This is a genomic window from Salimicrobium jeotgali (assembly GCF_001685435.2).
Taxonomy (GTDB): Bacteria; Bacillota; Bacilli; order Bacillales; family Halobacillaceae; genus Salimicrobium; species Salimicrobium album.
This window is the reverse complement of the sequence record NZ_CP011361.2, coordinates 2328325-2343234: the sequence shown is the minus strand read 5'-3', so window position 1 is coordinate 2343234 and position 14910 is coordinate 2328325. Positions and strand designations below refer to the sequence as shown.

The 14910-nt window shown below is 44.6% G+C and carries 13 protein-coding genes; 8 read left to right on the top strand and 5 right to left on the bottom strand.

Annotated elements, in window-relative coordinates:
* Nucleotides 1-46 precede the first annotated feature (46 nt).
* The 5 genes from AAV35_RS11695 to AAV35_RS11675 all read left to right on the top strand — a co-directional run bounded on the left by AAV35_RS11695 (nt 47) and on the right by AAV35_RS11675 (nt 6279).
* The gene (locus tag AAV35_RS11695; RefSeq protein ID WP_008590647.1) at nt 47-934 is read left to right on the top strand and encodes a 3-hydroxyacyl-CoA dehydrogenase family protein; all 888 of its coding nucleotides are present in this window, start codon (nt 47-49) and stop codon (nt 932-934) included.
* A 65-nt stretch (nt 935-999) separates the two neighbouring features.
* Nucleotides 1000-2175 carry an acyl-CoA dehydrogenase family protein gene (locus tag AAV35_RS11690; protein ID WP_008590645.1) on the top strand — a complete coding sequence of 392 codons (1176 nt, stop codon included), beginning with the start codon at nt 1000-1002 and terminating at the stop codon, nt 2173-2175.
* A 27-nt stretch (nt 2176-2202) separates the two neighbouring features.
* Nucleotides 2203-2991 (top strand): enoyl-CoA hydratase/isomerase family protein, encoded by a 789-nt coding sequence (locus AAV35_RS11685; protein ID WP_008590643.1) that lies wholly within the window; start codon nt 2203-2205, stop codon nt 2989-2991.
* A gap of 53 nt (nt 2992-3044) precedes the next feature.
* Nucleotides 3045-4694: a class I adenylate-forming enzyme family protein gene (locus AAV35_RS11680; protein WP_008590641.1), complete on the top strand. Its 1650-nt coding sequence runs from the start codon at nt 3045-3047 to the stop codon at nt 4692-4694.
* 46 nt (nt 4695-4740) lie between these two features.
* The gene (locus AAV35_RS11675; RefSeq protein WP_008590639.1) at nt 4741-6279 is read left to right on the top strand and encodes an acyl-CoA carboxylase subunit beta; all 1539 of its coding nucleotides are present in this window, start codon (nt 4741-4743) and stop codon (nt 6277-6279) included.
* Between the two features lie 102 nt (nt 6280-6381).
* Here AAV35_RS11675 and AAV35_RS11670 read toward each other — a convergent pair whose 3' ends face one another.
* Together AAV35_RS11670 and AAV35_RS11665 are read right to left on the bottom strand one after the other, a co-directional pair.
* Complete coding sequence (locus tag AAV35_RS11670; protein WP_008590637.1) at nt 6382-6585, bottom strand: YdiK family protein; 204 nt, start codon at nt 6583-6585, stop codon at nt 6382-6384.
* 1 nt (nt 6586) lies between these two features.
* The gene (locus AAV35_RS11665; protein WP_008590635.1) at nt 6587-7282 is read right to left on the bottom strand and encodes a CPBP family intramembrane glutamic endopeptidase; all 696 of its coding nucleotides are present in this window, start codon (nt 7280-7282) and stop codon (nt 6587-6589) included.
* Between the two features lie 225 nt (nt 7283-7507).
* Between AAV35_RS11665 and groES the strand changes: the two genes are divergently transcribed.
* Nucleotides 7508-7792 carry a co-chaperone GroES gene (gene groES, locus AAV35_RS11660; RefSeq protein WP_008590633.1) on the top strand — a complete coding sequence of 95 codons (285 nt, stop codon included), beginning with the start codon at nt 7508-7510 and terminating at the stop codon, nt 7790-7792.
* Nucleotides 7793-7829: 37 nt separating this feature from the next.
* A complete protein-coding gene (groL, locus tag AAV35_RS11655) occupies nt 7830-9464 on the top strand; it encodes a chaperonin GroEL (RefSeq protein WP_008590632.1) in 1635 nt (544 codons plus the stop codon).
* A gap of 89 nt (nt 9465-9553) precedes the next feature.
* On the opposite strand, the gene AAV35_RS11650 is transcribed toward groL, so the two are convergent.
* From AAV35_RS11650 to AAV35_RS11640, 3 genes are all read right to left on the bottom strand, one after another.
* Nucleotides 9554-10726 carry a site-specific integrase gene (locus AAV35_RS11650; protein WP_008590629.1) on the bottom strand — a complete coding sequence of 391 codons (1173 nt, stop codon included), beginning with the start codon at nt 10724-10726 and terminating at the stop codon, nt 9554-9556.
* 30 nt (nt 10727-10756) lie between these two features.
* Entirely contained in the window at nt 10757-11251 is a 495-nt protein-coding gene (locus AAV35_RS11645) for an ImmA/IrrE family metallo-endopeptidase (protein ID WP_420329556.1), read from the bottom strand.
* A 604-nt stretch (nt 11252-11855) separates the two neighbouring features.
* Nucleotides 11856-13268, bottom strand: coding sequence for an ApeA N-terminal domain 1-containing protein (locus AAV35_RS11640; protein WP_008590625.1), 1413 nt, complete (start codon nt 13266-13268; stop codon nt 11856-11858).
* Nucleotides 13269-13486: 218 nt separating this feature from the next.
* Between AAV35_RS11640 and AAV35_RS11635 the strand changes: the two genes are divergently transcribed.
* Nucleotides 13487-14755, top strand: coding sequence for a hypothetical protein (locus AAV35_RS11635; RefSeq protein ID WP_008590622.1), 1269 nt, complete (start codon nt 13487-13489; stop codon nt 14753-14755).
* The last annotated feature ends 155 nt before the right edge of the window (nt 14756-14910 follow it).

The window sequence follows — 14910 nt, the reverse complement described above, 5'->3', positions numbered from 1 at the left end:
GTGAATCAGACATAGTGAACAGTCAGTTAATAGGGAGGAATTTTATATGGAAACGAACAGTATTCAAAACGTAGCCGTCCTCGGCGCCGGGTCGATGGGGCAGCAGATAGCCATGCTCTCTGCTCTTGGAGGGTTCACGACGTATCTGCAGGACATTAATGGAGAATCACTCTCTAAAGCCGGACAGTCGCTTGAAGCACGCATGGACGACTGGGTGAAAAAAGAAAAGATTTCCGGGGAAATAAAACAGGCCGCCTTCGACAAACTCCACATGACCACAGATCTGAAAGAGGCGGTCCAGAGTGCGGATATAGTGATTGAAGCAGTAGTGGAAAAATTGGATGTGAAGCAGGAAGTATTTGCGGAACTGGATAAACTGGCCCCGAAAGAAGCCATTCTGGCGACGAACAGCTCCTCGATTGTAAACTCCAAAATTGCCGAGGTGACGGAGCGGCCCAAAAAAGTCGTCAATATGCATTTCTTCTTTCCGCCGCTCGTCATGGACTGTGTAGAAGTGGTGAAAAGCGATCAGACATCGGAGGAAACCGCCAACGCGGCTGTGAAATTTTGTGAACAGCTCGGACGGACGGCCGTCCTGCTGGAGAAAGAAATTTACGGCTTTATCGCCAACCGTCTGTTGTTCGCCATTTCAAACGAGGCGCTCTACTTATACGAAAACGGCTACGCCGATTTTGAAGATATCGATATTATTACGAAGAAAGCACTCGGCCATCCGCTCGGCCCGTTCGAACTGATGGATTTATCAGGAATCGACGTCGGCTATTATGCGAACAAGCAGCTGTATGAGGAAACAGGGGATCCGAAAGACAAACCGGCCAAATCGGTGGAAGAAAAAGTGAAAGCGGGGAATCTCGGGCGAAAGACCGGTAAAGGCTGGTACGAGTATTCCGGAAACAAAAAAGTGAAGAAATAAAAGGTACGCCCTGCGTCCCCGGTGTGAAACCAGGGTGCGGAAACTGATCCAGAGGAGTGGATGGAATGCATTTACGTTTGACGGAAGAACAGAAAATGGTCCAGGCGACAATACGGAGATTTGTGGAACGGGAGCTTATGCCGCTTGAGAATGAAGTGCTGCGTAACGAGCGGGCCGGAAAACCGAGCCTTCCCCCTGAAAAAATGGAAGAGCTTCAGGCCAAAGCGAAGGAAGCCGGATTCTGGGGCATCAATACTCCGAGTGAATACGGCGGTGCTGATATCGGACAGATGATGCTTGCGATCGTACTGATGGAAGTGTCGAAGACGTTCGTACCGTTCCAGTTCGGGGGCTTTGCGGACAACATTCTGTACTACGGAAACGAAGAGCAGAAAGAGAAGTATTTGATTCCTACCATCAACGGCGAGAAGAAATCCTGTTTCGCGATGACCGAACCGGGTGCCGGTTCCGATACGCAGAACATACGGACGACTGCGGTGAAAGACGGCGATGAGTGGATTATCAACGGAGAGAAAACGTTCATCACCGGCGGCAACGAAGCGGATTTCGTCATGGTGATCGCTCTTACCGATAAAGAGAAACACAAAAAGTCAGGCAGGGACGGCGTGACGTGTTTCATCGCGGAAAGGGAGATGGGCTGGACCTCGGAGTACATCGACACGATGGGCGAATGGGGGCCGGCCAGCCTCGTCTTCGACAACGTCCGGGTACCGGAGGAGAATATTTTAGGCGAAGTGGACGGAGGATATGAACTCGGTCTTGAGTGGATCGGCTTCGCCAGGTGGGTAGTCGGAGCCACGGCGGTGGGCGCTTCCGAACGTCTGCTGCAGATGGCGATTGATTATTCGAAAGAACGGGAAACGTTCGGCCGGCCGATTGCTGACAGACAGGCGATTCAGTGGCAGATCGCGGACTCGGCCGTGGAAATAGAAGCCGCGAAATGGCTCGTGCTGAACGCCGCCTTTACGCTGGACGAAGGGGAGGACAACCGGCATCAGGCGTCCATGGCCAAACTGTATGGCTCCAACATGGGCAACCGGGTCGTGGACCGCGTCCTGCAGATTCACGGCGGCATGGGCTACACGAGGGAACTGCCGATTGAACGATGGTACCGCGAAGCGCGTTTATGGAGGATTTACGACGGCACCGACGAAATCCAGCGGCTGATCATCTCCCGCAACCTGTTGAAAGGGAACGTGAAAGTCGGGCAGTCTATATAAAATGAAAAAATAGAAGGGGGAAGAACTATGACAATAGAAGGAAATGAGCACGTACTGGCAGAGACGAAGGAAGGAGTGCTGTACCTTACCATGAATCGTCCGGACAGTTTGAACGCCTTCAGTCCGACGATGATGCAGGGGCTGAAAGGAGCACTCGGGAAGGCTCAGAATGACGCGGACGTACGCACGGTCGTTCTCTCCGGAGCGGGACGAGCGTTCAGTGCCGGCGGGGACGTCAAAACGATGGGAGATAACGCACCTCTTGATATCTATGATCATATCGGAGAACTGAACGAGTTGATTCTTACCATGAAAGATCTGGACAAACCGATCGTTGCGGCAGTCCACGGCTTTGCTGCGGGCGCCGGGTTCAACCTGGCCCTCGCCTGCGACATCATTCTCGCTGCCGAGGACACCAATTTCATTCTGAGCTTCTCAAAAGTAGGACTGGTCTCCGACGGAGGCGGCCATTACTTCCTCTCGAAGCTCATCGGGCCCTACCGCACGAAGGAACTCCTCTTCAGTGCCGAACCCGTGTCCGTAACGAAAGCCCAGGAGCTCGGCATCGTCAATCATGTGTATCGGCAGGAAGAGATGCAGCAGAAGGTGCATGAATTCGCGGTGAAGCTGGCATCCGGTCCTGCGGTGGCCTACGGCTTCATGAAGAAAATCGTCGATCAGGCGCTTGATGCCGATCTGGCAACGATTCTCGAACGGGAACGGACCACACAGGCTACGATGGTATCGACGGAGGATCATAAAGAAGGGGTGCAGGCGTTTAAAGAAAAGCGGACACCGAAATTCAAAGGAAATTGAGTTACCGTGTGGAGCGGGACAATAACGGGTCACTATACCAGGGAGGTTAAGTAATGGAAGAAGTGTTGAGGAAGAATTGGCCTGAAGGACTTTCGAAGAAACTGGAATATCGTTCAGGCGAACGACCCCTGCATGAATACCTGATTCAGAATGCCGAAGAAATGCCCGAGGAACCTGCGTATATATACTATGGAAACACGATTACATGGAAAGACTTAGAATATGACACTCGTCGTTTTGCGGGCTTTCTTAAAAGCAAAGGGATAGCTAAAGGAGAATGCGTCGGGGTATTTATGCAAAATTGCCCGCAGTACCTTATTACCCATTATGCCGCCCAAATGCTTGGAACCGTCGTTGTGCCCCTGAACCCGATGTATAAAGAAAGTGAACTGGAGTACTTCATCAACGAAGCCGGTATCAAAGCAATCGTCTCAGGCGATGAACTGTATCAGCGGATTGAGAACGTGAGCGATACTACACCTTCTTTGCAGTTTTCAATCACGACCAATTACGCAGATTATCTCCCGGACTCGCCGACGCTTCCTGTACCGGCTGAATTATTAATGGAAAAAAACATCGGAACGGCTTATGACATGAAAGAAGTGACTGAAACGGCCGAACCTCTTCCCGAGACCGAGCCGATCGATATTTGGAATGACGTAGGGCTTATGGTGTTCACTTCGGGAACCACAGGCCGACCTAAAGCAGCCCTGCTCACCTACGGGAATGCGTTATTCAAAACAGCCGCTACGGCTCAAGGCTACCGACTGGAACAGGAGGACAGGACGCTGGCTTCGGCCCCGTTAAGTCATATTGCGGGCATGGTCATGGGAGTGAATATCCCGGTCTACAGTGCGCTCCAGAGCGTTCTGCTTACCCGTTTCGAGCCGGAAGCGGCCATCCAGGCCATCGAGAAATACAAAATCAACAAATTGTATACGATTGCGATGATGAATGCCGCTATTTTAAACTACCCGGATATCGAAAAAAGAGATTTGAACTCTCTTGAACTTAATTTCGCCACCAGTTTCGGAATGCAGGTGGATGAATCGTTAGCGGAAAAATGGAAGCGTATCACAGAAGGATGCATCCTGCTTGAGGCTTCGTACGGGTTAAGCGAAACGCATACGTGTGATACGTTCATGCCGATTGAACATATTAAATTCGGCACGTGCGGCATCGCCACATATGATACGTCGTTCCGGATTGTGGACACGGAAACCGGGGAAGACCTGCCGCCGGGGGAACAGGGAGAAATCGCGGTTAAAAACCCGGGCGTATTCAAAGGGTACCTTAACCGGCCCGAGGAGACGGACGAAACCCTCCGGGAAGGGTGGGTATTCACGGGGGACATCGGAAAGATCGACGAGGATGGTTATTTATACTTTATCGGCCGGGTGAAAGAAATGATTAAATCCTCAGGATTCAGTGTGTTCCCGGGAGACGTGGAAGCGATGATGAGTGAGCACGAAGCGGTGGCTCAGGTTGCGTGTGTCGGAGTCCCGGACGCTGAGAAAGGAGAGGTTGTGAAAGCGTTCGTCGTGCTGAACCCTTCATACGAAACCTCGATCAGTGAAAAAGAATTAGTGGAGTGGGCCAGAGATAAAATGGCGGCTTACAAATATCCGAGAGCAATTGAATTCATTGAGGAAATGCCGTCTACCAGCTCAGGGAAAGTGCTGCGAAGATTCCTGAAAGAGTAAAAATTGTAGGATGACCGAACCAACATAGCTTTGAAGGAGATCCGGAATGAATAAAATAATCGACGAACTGTTAAAGAAAAAAGATAAAGCAAAACTTGGAGGAGGACCCCGGAAAATAGAGAAACAGCATGAACTGGGGGCCTATACGGCCAGGGAGCGGATTGAAAAACTGGTGGATGAGGGTTCATTTTTGGAACTTGGTCAACTGGCACATTCGGATCAGGAAGGGAAAGAAGAAGGCAGTGCCGGGGACGGAGTCGTTACGGGCTTGGCGAAAGTGAACGGCCGTCCCGTTGCAGTGCAGGCTGCCGATAAAACAGTGTTCGCAGGTACGGAGGGGATGGTCTACTTCCGCAAAACTCAGGCTCTGCACAATCTGGCCGTCAGGCGCGGACTGCCCATGTTTAACCTGATGGAAGGTGGAGGGCTCCGGATGCCGGACGGAATGGGGTCGGATGGAATAAGTCAAATGCTGTTTCCTCAAGAGTTACTACAGCATCACCGGCAGGTGCCGCTGATCACATCCATTCTCGGTGACAGTTTTGGCGGGCCGACGTGGACAGCCGTTTCTTCGGATTTCGTAAGCCAGGTCAAAGGAACGGCGATGGCAGTAGCCGGACCCCGGATGCTGGAAGTGGCCACAGGAGAAAAAGTGTCGAATGAAGAACTGGGAGGATGGGAGGTTCATGCCGAATATACGGGACAGGCGGACCATTTCTCCAAAACAGAAGACGAAGCGATCGACAATATGAAGCGATTCCTGGACTATATGCCTCAAAATTCAGAGGAAGCACCGGCACACAGGGAAACGACGGACGACCCACATCGTAAATTAGATGAAGTTGTGGACATTGTGCCGACGAGGACGAAGCGTGCTTATGACATGAAAAAAGTGATCAGACTGATCGTCGACGAAGAGGATTACTTCGAAATGAAAGCGGAGTACGGCAAAGCATTGATTACGGTCCTCGCGAGAATAGACGGAAGAGTGGTCGGGGTGATTGCGAACCAGCCGATGCAATTCGCCGGGGCCGCCGGCGCGAAAGAATGCGAGAAAGCTGCCGACTTTATTTGCCTTTGTGATTCCTACCATATACCACTCGTGTTTCTGCATGACATTCCCGGTTTCCGTGTATCGAGCGACGCCGAAAAGCTGAAGATGCCGACGAAAATCATGATGTGGAACCAGGCACTGGCTCAATCGACGGTACCGAAAATTTCAATCGTTATCCGTAAAAGTGTCGGAGCCGCCTACGGGAACATGTGCGGCCCGACGATGGGAGCAGATTTTGTGGTGGCCTGGCCGACAGCGGAAATCAATTTCACCGGCCCGGAAGTAGGTATTAACGTTGTGTACGGAAATGAGCTGAAAAATGCGGAGAACATAGAGGAAAAGCGCTCGGAATTACTGGAAACGTGGGGATTCGACAGTTCTCCGTATAAAGCGGCCGGTAAGCATTTGATTGATGACGTAATCGATCCGCGGGAAACGAGGACATTTTTAAGTCAGACACTTGAATTCGCCTGCGCAAAAAACGGCTCTATGAGTAAAAGATGGTTGGCGAACTGGCCTACAGGATTTTAAAGACGAGGACCCTCCATATACAATCTAAATGAAAAAGCGTTATGCCAGTGCCGACATAACGCTTTTTCTAAACTTGAAGCCGCCGGCTGATGATGCCCGGCCTTATTTTTTATTCGAGTTATTCTTTAAGTAGAAATGAAGAGCAATCAAGCGGATACCGACGCCGATGTTGAACGTGGAAATCAGTGCGAGAATCATCGTCGTCGCATTCCAGATCGACCCTTCAATCGACTGAACGGCGACGAAGACGAAACCGGCACCGATGAACAGGTACAGGTAGGCCATCAGCAAGGGGGATGCTTTCATATCAGAAAAACCCTCCCAACAGTATCGTTTCCATCTGTTCCATATAGTTCTCCAGATCCTCCCGGTAGAGCTGGACGACCATGACCAGGCTGTTCAGAATCATATGGGTGATCATCGGCGTAATGATCGACTTCGTCCTCACGTAGAGGAAAGCGAACACAGAGCCCGCTGCGAAGTAGACGAGCAGGTGCGTAAAGTCGAAGTGGAACGCGGCGAACGCAAGGGAAGAAATGAACACCGCCAACAGGAAGTTCGTCCGTTTATAGATGGAGCCGAAAATGATCTTCCGGAAAATGATCTCCTCCGTAATCGGTGCGAATATAACCGGGAGAAGAATGAAGATCGGGGACTGGCTGGCAATGTTGGTCAGCATTTCCGTGTTCTCCGATTCCGGAGACGAATTGAATAAGTACATTTCAATCATACCGGCGATGTTCTGGGCGAACAGAGCGAGGAAGAACCCGGCGATCCCCCACAGAATAATGACGCCCGATTTGGAACGGTCCGATTTCTCTTCAAGTTCCGGTTTAAGTAACAACAGCATCCACACAGTCGCAATGGTGAAGCTGATGATCGACCAGACAGCGATTGCATCCGTCTCCCCCATGCCGAACGCGAGAAGGATCCGGGCACCGACAATGCCGCTGAGCTGGGTGGCTAAGTAAATGATGATGATATACCAATAGCGTCTGGGCATAAGAATCTCCTTTTTTCATACTGATAGTTTCAATTTTACCATAGTTGGAATTGCGGAAGGAAACAGAACGATTGCTATAAAAATTTTGAAAAAAATCTCCCCTTACTACTTGAAAAACGAAGCGGGATTGATTATTATAATAATTGGTATTAGCACTCACTGATGACGAGTGCTAATAATCGACAAAATACATGAATATGAATGAATTCGAGGAGGGTGTCCTAATTGTTAAAACCACTTGGAGATCGTATTGTTATTGAAGTGCTTGAGCAGGAAGAAACGACCAAGAGCGGAATCGTCCTGCCTGATTCGGCGAAAGAGAAGCCGCAGGAGGGCAAAGTCGTAGCCGTAGGGTCGGGCCGCGTAACCGATAGCGGACAGACTGTCACTCCGGAGGTAGCTGAAGGAGACCAGGTGATCTATTCCAAGTTCGCCGGTACGGAAGTAAGCTATGACGGAAAAGACTATCTCGTATTGCGCGAAAGCGACGTATTGGCTGTCGTTCAATAAAAACATACGAAACAGAGAAACAAGGAGGGCATTATAAATGGCAAAAGAACTGAAATTCAGCGAAGAAGGCCGCAGAGCGATGCTTCGCGGTGTCGATACATTAGCAGATGCAGTAAAAGTAACACTCGGACCGAAAGGACGTAACGTCGTCCTCGATAAGAAATACGGGTCCCCGCTTATCACTAACGATGGTGTGACCATCGCAAAAGAAATCGAACTGAAAGACAGCTACGAAAACATGGGCGCTCAGCTCGTTTCCGAAGTAGCTTCCAAAACGAATGACGTAGCCGGGGACGGTACGACGACAGCGACCGTACTCGCTCAGTCCATGATCCGTGAAGGGCTGAAGAACGTGACATCCGGAGCGAACCCTGTCGGCATCCGTCGCGGTATCGAAAAAGCCGTTGAAGTAGCGACAGACGAACTCCGCAAAATCTCCAACCCGATCGAAGGACGCGAATCGATCGCACAGGTCGCTTCCATCTCCTCTTCCGACAATGAAGTCGGACAGCTGATTGCAGAAGCGATGGAGCGTGTAGGAAACGACGGCGTCATCACGATCGAAGAATCCAAAGGCTTCAATACGGAACTTGAAGTAGTCGAAGGTATGCAGTTCGACCGCGGCTATGCTTCCCCTTACATGGTGAACGATCAGGATAAGATGGAAGCGGAACTTGAAGATCCGTACATCCTTATCACGGATAAGAAGATCAACAACATCCAGGAAGTACTTCCGGTACTTGAGCAGGTCGTACAGCAGTCCAAACCGCTTCTCATCATCTCCGAAGATATGGAAGGCGAAGCGCTCGCGACACTCGTCGTCAACAAACTCCGCGGAACGTTCAATGCGGTAAGCGTAAAAGCACCAGGCTTCGGCGACCGTCGTAAAGCGATGCTTGAAGACATTGCAATTATGACAGGCGGTCAGGTCATTACAGAAGACCTTGGTCTTGATCTGAAGAACACGACTATCGATCAGCTTGGACGTGCTTCCAAAGCGGTCATTACGAAAGAAAACACAACAATTGTTGAAGGAAAAGGTGACTCCGAACAGATGGCCTCCCGCGTAGCACAGATTCGTGCCCAAGCGGAAGAAACGACATCCGACTTCGACAAAGAGAAACTTCAGGAACGTCTCGCGAAATTGGCAGGCGGCGTAGCTGTCATCAAAGTCGGAGCGGCGACAGAAACAGAACTGAAAGAGCGTAAACTGCGCATCGAAGACGCCCTGAACTCCACTCGTGCAGCAGTGGAAGAAGGAATCGTCGCCGGCGGTGGAACAGCACTCGTCAACATCATCTCGGCTGTTGAGAATCTCGACCTTTCCGATGACGAAGCGACAGGCGCAAGTATCGTTCTTCGTGCTCTCGAAGAGCCGGTACGCCAGATCGTTCATAACGCAGGACTTGAAGGATCGATTATCGTAGAGAAACTGAAGACGCAGGACGTAGGCGTCGGCTACAACGCAGCAACAGGCGAATGGGTGAACATGGTAGAAGCAGGCATCGTAGACCCTACCAAAGTAACGCGTTCCGCGCTTCAAAACGCCGGTTCTGTTGCAGCTATGTTCTTGACGACAGAAGCAGTCGTCGCTGACATCCCTGAAGAGGATAACAGCGGTGGCGGCATGCCAGATATGGGTGGCATGGGCGGTATGGGCGGCATGATGTAATCATGCACCCATAGCCCTTGATATCAAGGGTTTAGATTCACCATGAAAGTTCAAATGACATACTTTTGACATACCCGGCGTGGAAAACACTATAAATCCAAAGAGCCTCTCATGAGTTCACTGAACTTTTGGGAGGCTTTTTCTTCCATGTTTTCAGTGATATGAGCGTATATATTCATGGTTGTATTTATGTCCCCATGACCTAACCGTTGTTGGATTTCTTTAATTCCTACTCCAGCTTCAATGAGAAGAGAAGTATGAGTGTGTCGCAAGGAATGAGGAGTAAGGTTTTTATCTATTCCAATTATTTTCATCAAACGCTGCATTCTTGTGTTTACAGTCTTTAAAAATTCAGGGTATCCCGGATTATTGATTTCTTTAGCAAAAACAAAATCAAATTGATTGTAATAACCATTAGAAATGAGTTCCTCTTGGTGCACCTTGTGCTTTTTTAATACTTCTATCACATCTGGATCCATTTTAATCGTGCGAATAGATCCTTTAGTTTTGGGGGTAAGTAGCTGGTATTCTTTAGTACGATTGGAAGGATTATAGTAGGTCTTTGTCACTCTTAATGTTTCTCTAGCCATATCGATATCTGTCCACTTTAATGCCATAAGTTCTCCAATACGCAGTCCACTATAAGCTAAGGTTAAAAACATAGGAAAGTCTTTATCAATTCCATTTTCCTTCGCAGCTTTAAGAAAACGAATGAGTTCAGGTTTCTCCATGAATTTAATTTCCCCTTTATTGTTTTCAACATCTTCAACCGTTTCCACTTTCCGGGGGATTTTAGCAAACTCACATGGACTATCTTTAATAATGTGAAATTCCACAGCTTTTTTAAATACCATACGACCTGTTGAATGGATACCATCAAGCGTGTTAAAAGCATAACCTTCTTTATGAAGAGAGGTCAGCATAGCTTGATACTGTTTTCGACTGATCTCTTTTATTTTCTTATGACCAAAGAATCGATTTAAATGGTCTAAATTATGCTTCCGATTCCTTACAGAGCTGACTTTGGCACTCTCACTATATATTTTAATCCATTCTAAAGTGAAGTCCTGGAATTTAGTATCTTGTTCTTTAACATAGCTGTTCTCATATACTTCTTTTTCAATTTCTGCAGCAGCAAGTTGTGCTTCTTTTTTCGTTTGAAACCCACCTTTTGAAGAAAACTTCTTTTTTCCGGTGATAGGGTCGTCCCCTAAATATATTTGAAAATACCATTTTGCTCCTCGTTTTCGGAAATTAGCCACAATTATCCCCCCTTGTTTAATCATATTTAATTAAATCTTAATGGATGGTACAATTCGTCCTTTTATTTTTTCTAAACGTTCGATGCATAACTTTCTAGGGACTTTAAAATCCCGAGATAATTGATCAATTATCGCTGGGCTGGTAACAGTGTATTCGTTGATCATATGAGCAGGTAGAGATGCGTAAAGGGTAAAATGCCGTGCGTCTCTTTCCTGAAGTTCATGAAACGCTTTGGGCATCATCGTTTGTCGTCCAGCGTGTCTTAAAGCATGGCAAAGTTCATGGAAAAACTGTTCTCGTTGATATATTGTAGGCAACCGGCTGTCTACTATTATTTCTTGGAATCTACCTACTTTCATAAACCTTGCTTGCATCGGTTTACAGCGAAGAAAGATTTGCGACTCCAATCCTATGTCTTGGATGTTTAAATCTTCCGGGTTATTATAGCGGTGATTTATATACCATTGTGTAACTAAGTCTTCAAGAATTGTAGTTGAATAAATAGGAAATCCCAAACCAATCACCTTCCTTAAAAATAATTATACGAACATATGTTCTTAAAATCAATTAAGAATAACAATTAATGGTTTGAATAGTTCAATATGGTGTTATTTTCCTTTATTATGTAACTAGAGGGTTTTGTTATGAAGAGTTGTTAGAATTATTGTTGTTCTTCCAACGAGGGGATTGCTTTGAAATCAAGTCTTCCAGATAAGGGCAGTATAAAGGAAGACTTGAATTCGAGATAATGTTTTATTTGAAACTATATTTAGCACTAATTGTTAAATAAGGTATCGCACTCTTTTTTAACTTTGTGCTTGAAACATTACTATCAATTCTAAAGAGTGGAAAATCAAATTACGATGAAATTAATTTGTTTACTTCATATTGGTATAATGGAAAAATTTTGGTTGACATTTAAATTAGCTGGACAAATATGATGCCAGTAGGAGAAGTATGAAAAAAGTCAATACAGCAACAGATTATGCGCAAAAATACCCCCCTCTTATACGGCGGGGGGTAATATATATGTGGGGCAATGTTTTGCTGGTGGTACCACAACAAACTTTATAGAGATTTCTCCGGTGTTGTTCTAAATCCTCTACGAAAATTGAAAGTCGCGAGGGATTATTGATTTTTTCTCTTATCGGCTTTTCGTAAATCGTTACTTGTTATAATAGGTTTTATTCTTTCTCTTGTTCTTTCATGGATAAAGTCCTCTTCAAATCCTAATTCTTTTAGTAAATAGAATTCTAAAATGTTACGAAGGATGTGAAAAGCAATTATTAAATCTTCACCTTTAAGAATTTTATCTTCTAGTTTTTCATTATAGTGTGTGTAGTAATTCCTTGTTGTAGCAATTAACTGTGGAAATTCTACCAATTTGAAGTCTCCAGTATGAAAGACGAATCTATAGTCAGCTAGTAATAAATCTGCCAGGCGGCTTCTTAATATAACAAAACCTTTGGATCCATCCAATAAGAACTCTCTATCTTGTTTGCGAAGGGGTGTTGGTCTCAATTGTACTAACTCTTCTACTCTTTTTTTATAATCATGAAGAGAATAAGCAATTCTTCGAGAATGATAAGTTTCCAACGCTTGTACCATGTTCAAAAAATGCCGACTAATAGACAAATTGTGATTGTATAAACTGTCAATATAGAGTTCTATTATAGGTTCCATTATAGCTGCTATTTCTTGCCATTGTGAAAAATTTGCTTGTCTTAGTTCACTCAGGCTAAAAAGATAATCATGTTTTATTATTTTCTTAGTACTATTTTTAGTACTTAAAGCGTGTTTATAGGCGTGAAAAACTTCTAGCGGTCGAATGCGTTTTTCATCATCGTCAAATTCATAATAAACCTCGGGGTTCTCAACGATCATCGAGCCATAGTTTAAAGGGACACCTACAGCTATCTCTATAAGTCTTTTCATTTGGTTAGCTGTTTTTATAAACCATTCTATTGTTTGTATGGGTTGAGTTTCAATTATGAGATGAGGCGTTTGCTTTAATGTTATCTCCTCTTTCATAAGATGAAATGGATTACTAAAAGTTAAATAGTAGGATATACTGTAATTTTCATTTGAGTATATCCTGACTGGCTCTACAATTTTTAAATCTATAAGAGAGCCTTCTTTGTCCAAATCAGGACTTATATAGTTTGAAACATCCCCCCATTCAATTATCCCTGGTATGCATATAGTCATTTTAGAAAATTTGATATCCTCTTCTTTATTGAAACTTACACCATTAAACATGAATTGAGCATTATACCCAAATACTTCTTCTGACCCTACTCTACTATTAGTACTAATTCTTGAGCAATTGACAAGAGTAATTTCAGCACCATTAATTGTAGTACCAGTAATAAAAGGAATCTCAAGAGGAAGTTCTAAGTAACTCATGATAGGACCATTATTAGGTATACGAATATATAATAATATGCCTCCTTCCTCTTTATTTAAATATAAGTCCCCTGTATATTTTTCCCCTATATTGTTAATCTTCCAATAACCTATTGCAGATAAATTTACTTTCATTTTTTCACCACCACAAATAACATTGATTACTGTTTCTATTGTATTGGTAAATGGAAAAACATATCAACTGGATAATCTGTTTAGCTTGTTAGAGGATACAAAACATGATGACACTAAAGCGCTCTAATAAAGGAACGTTTTTTATGGTTTAATAACAGTTTATGATATCCTATGAATGGAATGAAAATGAAAAAATTGTCAAGACAGGGGGGGGTTTGATGATATTAGATTTTGAAAAATGGCTTCACAGTCAAGACTTTTCTCCAGAAGCCACTAATCAATTCAAGGAGGCGGTGACATGTTACAAAGCCTCTGCTTATAGAGCTTCCCTACTTATGTCATATTTAGGGTTTCAAATAGTGTTAAAGGATAGAGTATTAGAGTCTTCAAAACCGGATAACTTGCACGAAAAAGCATGGGAAGCTATAAAAAAAAGGTTACGCAAAGAAGAAGCATGGGACGAAGAAGTCAACGAATGCATAAAAAAGAATGACGTTAAGAAAAGGGTTTTTGTTATTTCAGAAGATTTGAGGAATCAAGCTACCTATTGGAAATATAGGCGAAATGATTGCGCCCATTCAAAGCCCAATAAAATAGATTCCTCCCATGTAGAATCGTTTTGGCTGTTTTTGCGTTCTAACCTTGCTAAGTTTGTGGTAGGTGGAAGCATGGAGTCATTACTCTTAAAATTAGATAAACATCTAGACCCAAACTTTACTAGTAGTAAGGCAAGCCATAAAACTTATATCGATGAGTTACCTAAGACTATCCTTGAAGAGGATATTATCGATTTCTTGGAAAGGTTACACAACCTATTTCAAAAGCACTTTTTCTTTTATCCTGAAGTTGAAGAAAAGCCACTAGGAATTTGGAATGACATTATAAGACTTGAAGGTCAATTAGGCAAGCAGGCAGTATTGTTTATCAAAGATAATAAAGGTCTCGAAATAGAGTTCTTAGAGCAATATCCAGAAAGAACTTCTTTGTTTTACGAAAAGAATTCTCCAGAAGTTAGAAAGCTATGGAGGCAGACTATACATAATGAGTTCAGCAAAATGGTTAGATTAGAAATATTTGTTAGTCTACTTAGAAATGGATTAATTGAAGAAGATATGAGTGAGTCCCTCGAATATATGGTTAAGAATATAAAAAGAACAGAATTAACTGAGGAGACTATAAAACCTTTAAAAGATTTTGGGTATTTTAATGTCTTCAAAGATTTGGTGTTTTCAAGAAAATATCCATTACTCGATAGCTTTGATTGGGGAAATGAGGCTTATGTTAGTATTGGAGATCATCTTGATCAAATAGGTTTAGATGAACATGTAGTTGAAGTAATCAACAATACTTTTGAATCTCGACCATATCCTTTTAAAATGCAGGAAGCTCTAAAGAGTTATTTTGCGCAAAGAGAAGGAGAGAGAGAAGAATATGAAGAGATATGCGACGAGTTAGGCATAAAACCTACTGATACTTTAGGTTTCTAGTCGTTACTCTACAACTATGCGAACTATTTATTTACGGCATACATGAAACAGAATAGAAAAAGCTCTCAATAGCGTGATTTTAAAATTAGAGGGTTACCGATTAATTTAAGTGCCTAACTGATTAATTATCTCGAAATCAAGCCTTCTATTTTAGG

What these genes read in the sequence shown, in the direction of transcription:
- AAV35_RS11695 (WP_008590647.1), top strand. Translation starts at nt 47, where the DNA reads ATGGAAACGAACAGTATTCAAAACGTAGCCGTCCTCGGCGCCGGGTCG.
- AAV35_RS11690 (WP_008590645.1), top strand. Translation starts at nt 1,000, where the DNA reads ATGCATTTACGTTTGACGGAAGAACAGAAAATGGTCCAGGCGACAATA.
- AAV35_RS11685 (WP_008590643.1), top strand. Translation starts at nt 2,203, where the DNA reads ATGACAATAGAAGGAAATGAGCACGTACTGGCAGAGACGAAGGAAGGA.
- AAV35_RS11680 (WP_008590641.1), top strand. Translation starts at nt 3,045, where the DNA reads ATGGAAGAAGTGTTGAGGAAGAATTGGCCTGAAGGACTTTCGAAGAAA.
- AAV35_RS11675 (WP_008590639.1), top strand. Translation starts at nt 4,741, where the DNA reads ATGAATAAAATAATCGACGAACTGTTAAAGAAAAAAGATAAAGCAAAA.
- AAV35_RS11670 (WP_008590637.1), bottom strand. Translation starts at nt 6,585, where the DNA reads ATGAAAGCATCCCCCTTGCTGATGGCCTACCTGTACCTGTTCATCGGT.
- AAV35_RS11665 (WP_008590635.1), bottom strand. Translation starts at nt 7,282, where the DNA reads ATGCCCAGACGCTATTGGTATATCATCATCATTTACTTAGCCACCCAG.
- groL (WP_008590632.1), top strand. Translation starts at nt 7,830, where the DNA reads ATGGCAAAAGAACTGAAATTCAGCGAAGAAGGCCGCAGAGCGATGCTT.
- AAV35_RS11640 (WP_008590625.1), bottom strand. Translation starts at nt 13,268, where the DNA reads ATGAAAGTAAATTTATCTGCAATAGGTTATTGGAAGATTAACAATATA.
- AAV35_RS11635 (WP_008590622.1), top strand. Translation starts at nt 13,487, where the DNA reads ATGATATTAGATTTTGAAAAATGGCTTCACAGTCAAGACTTTTCTCCA.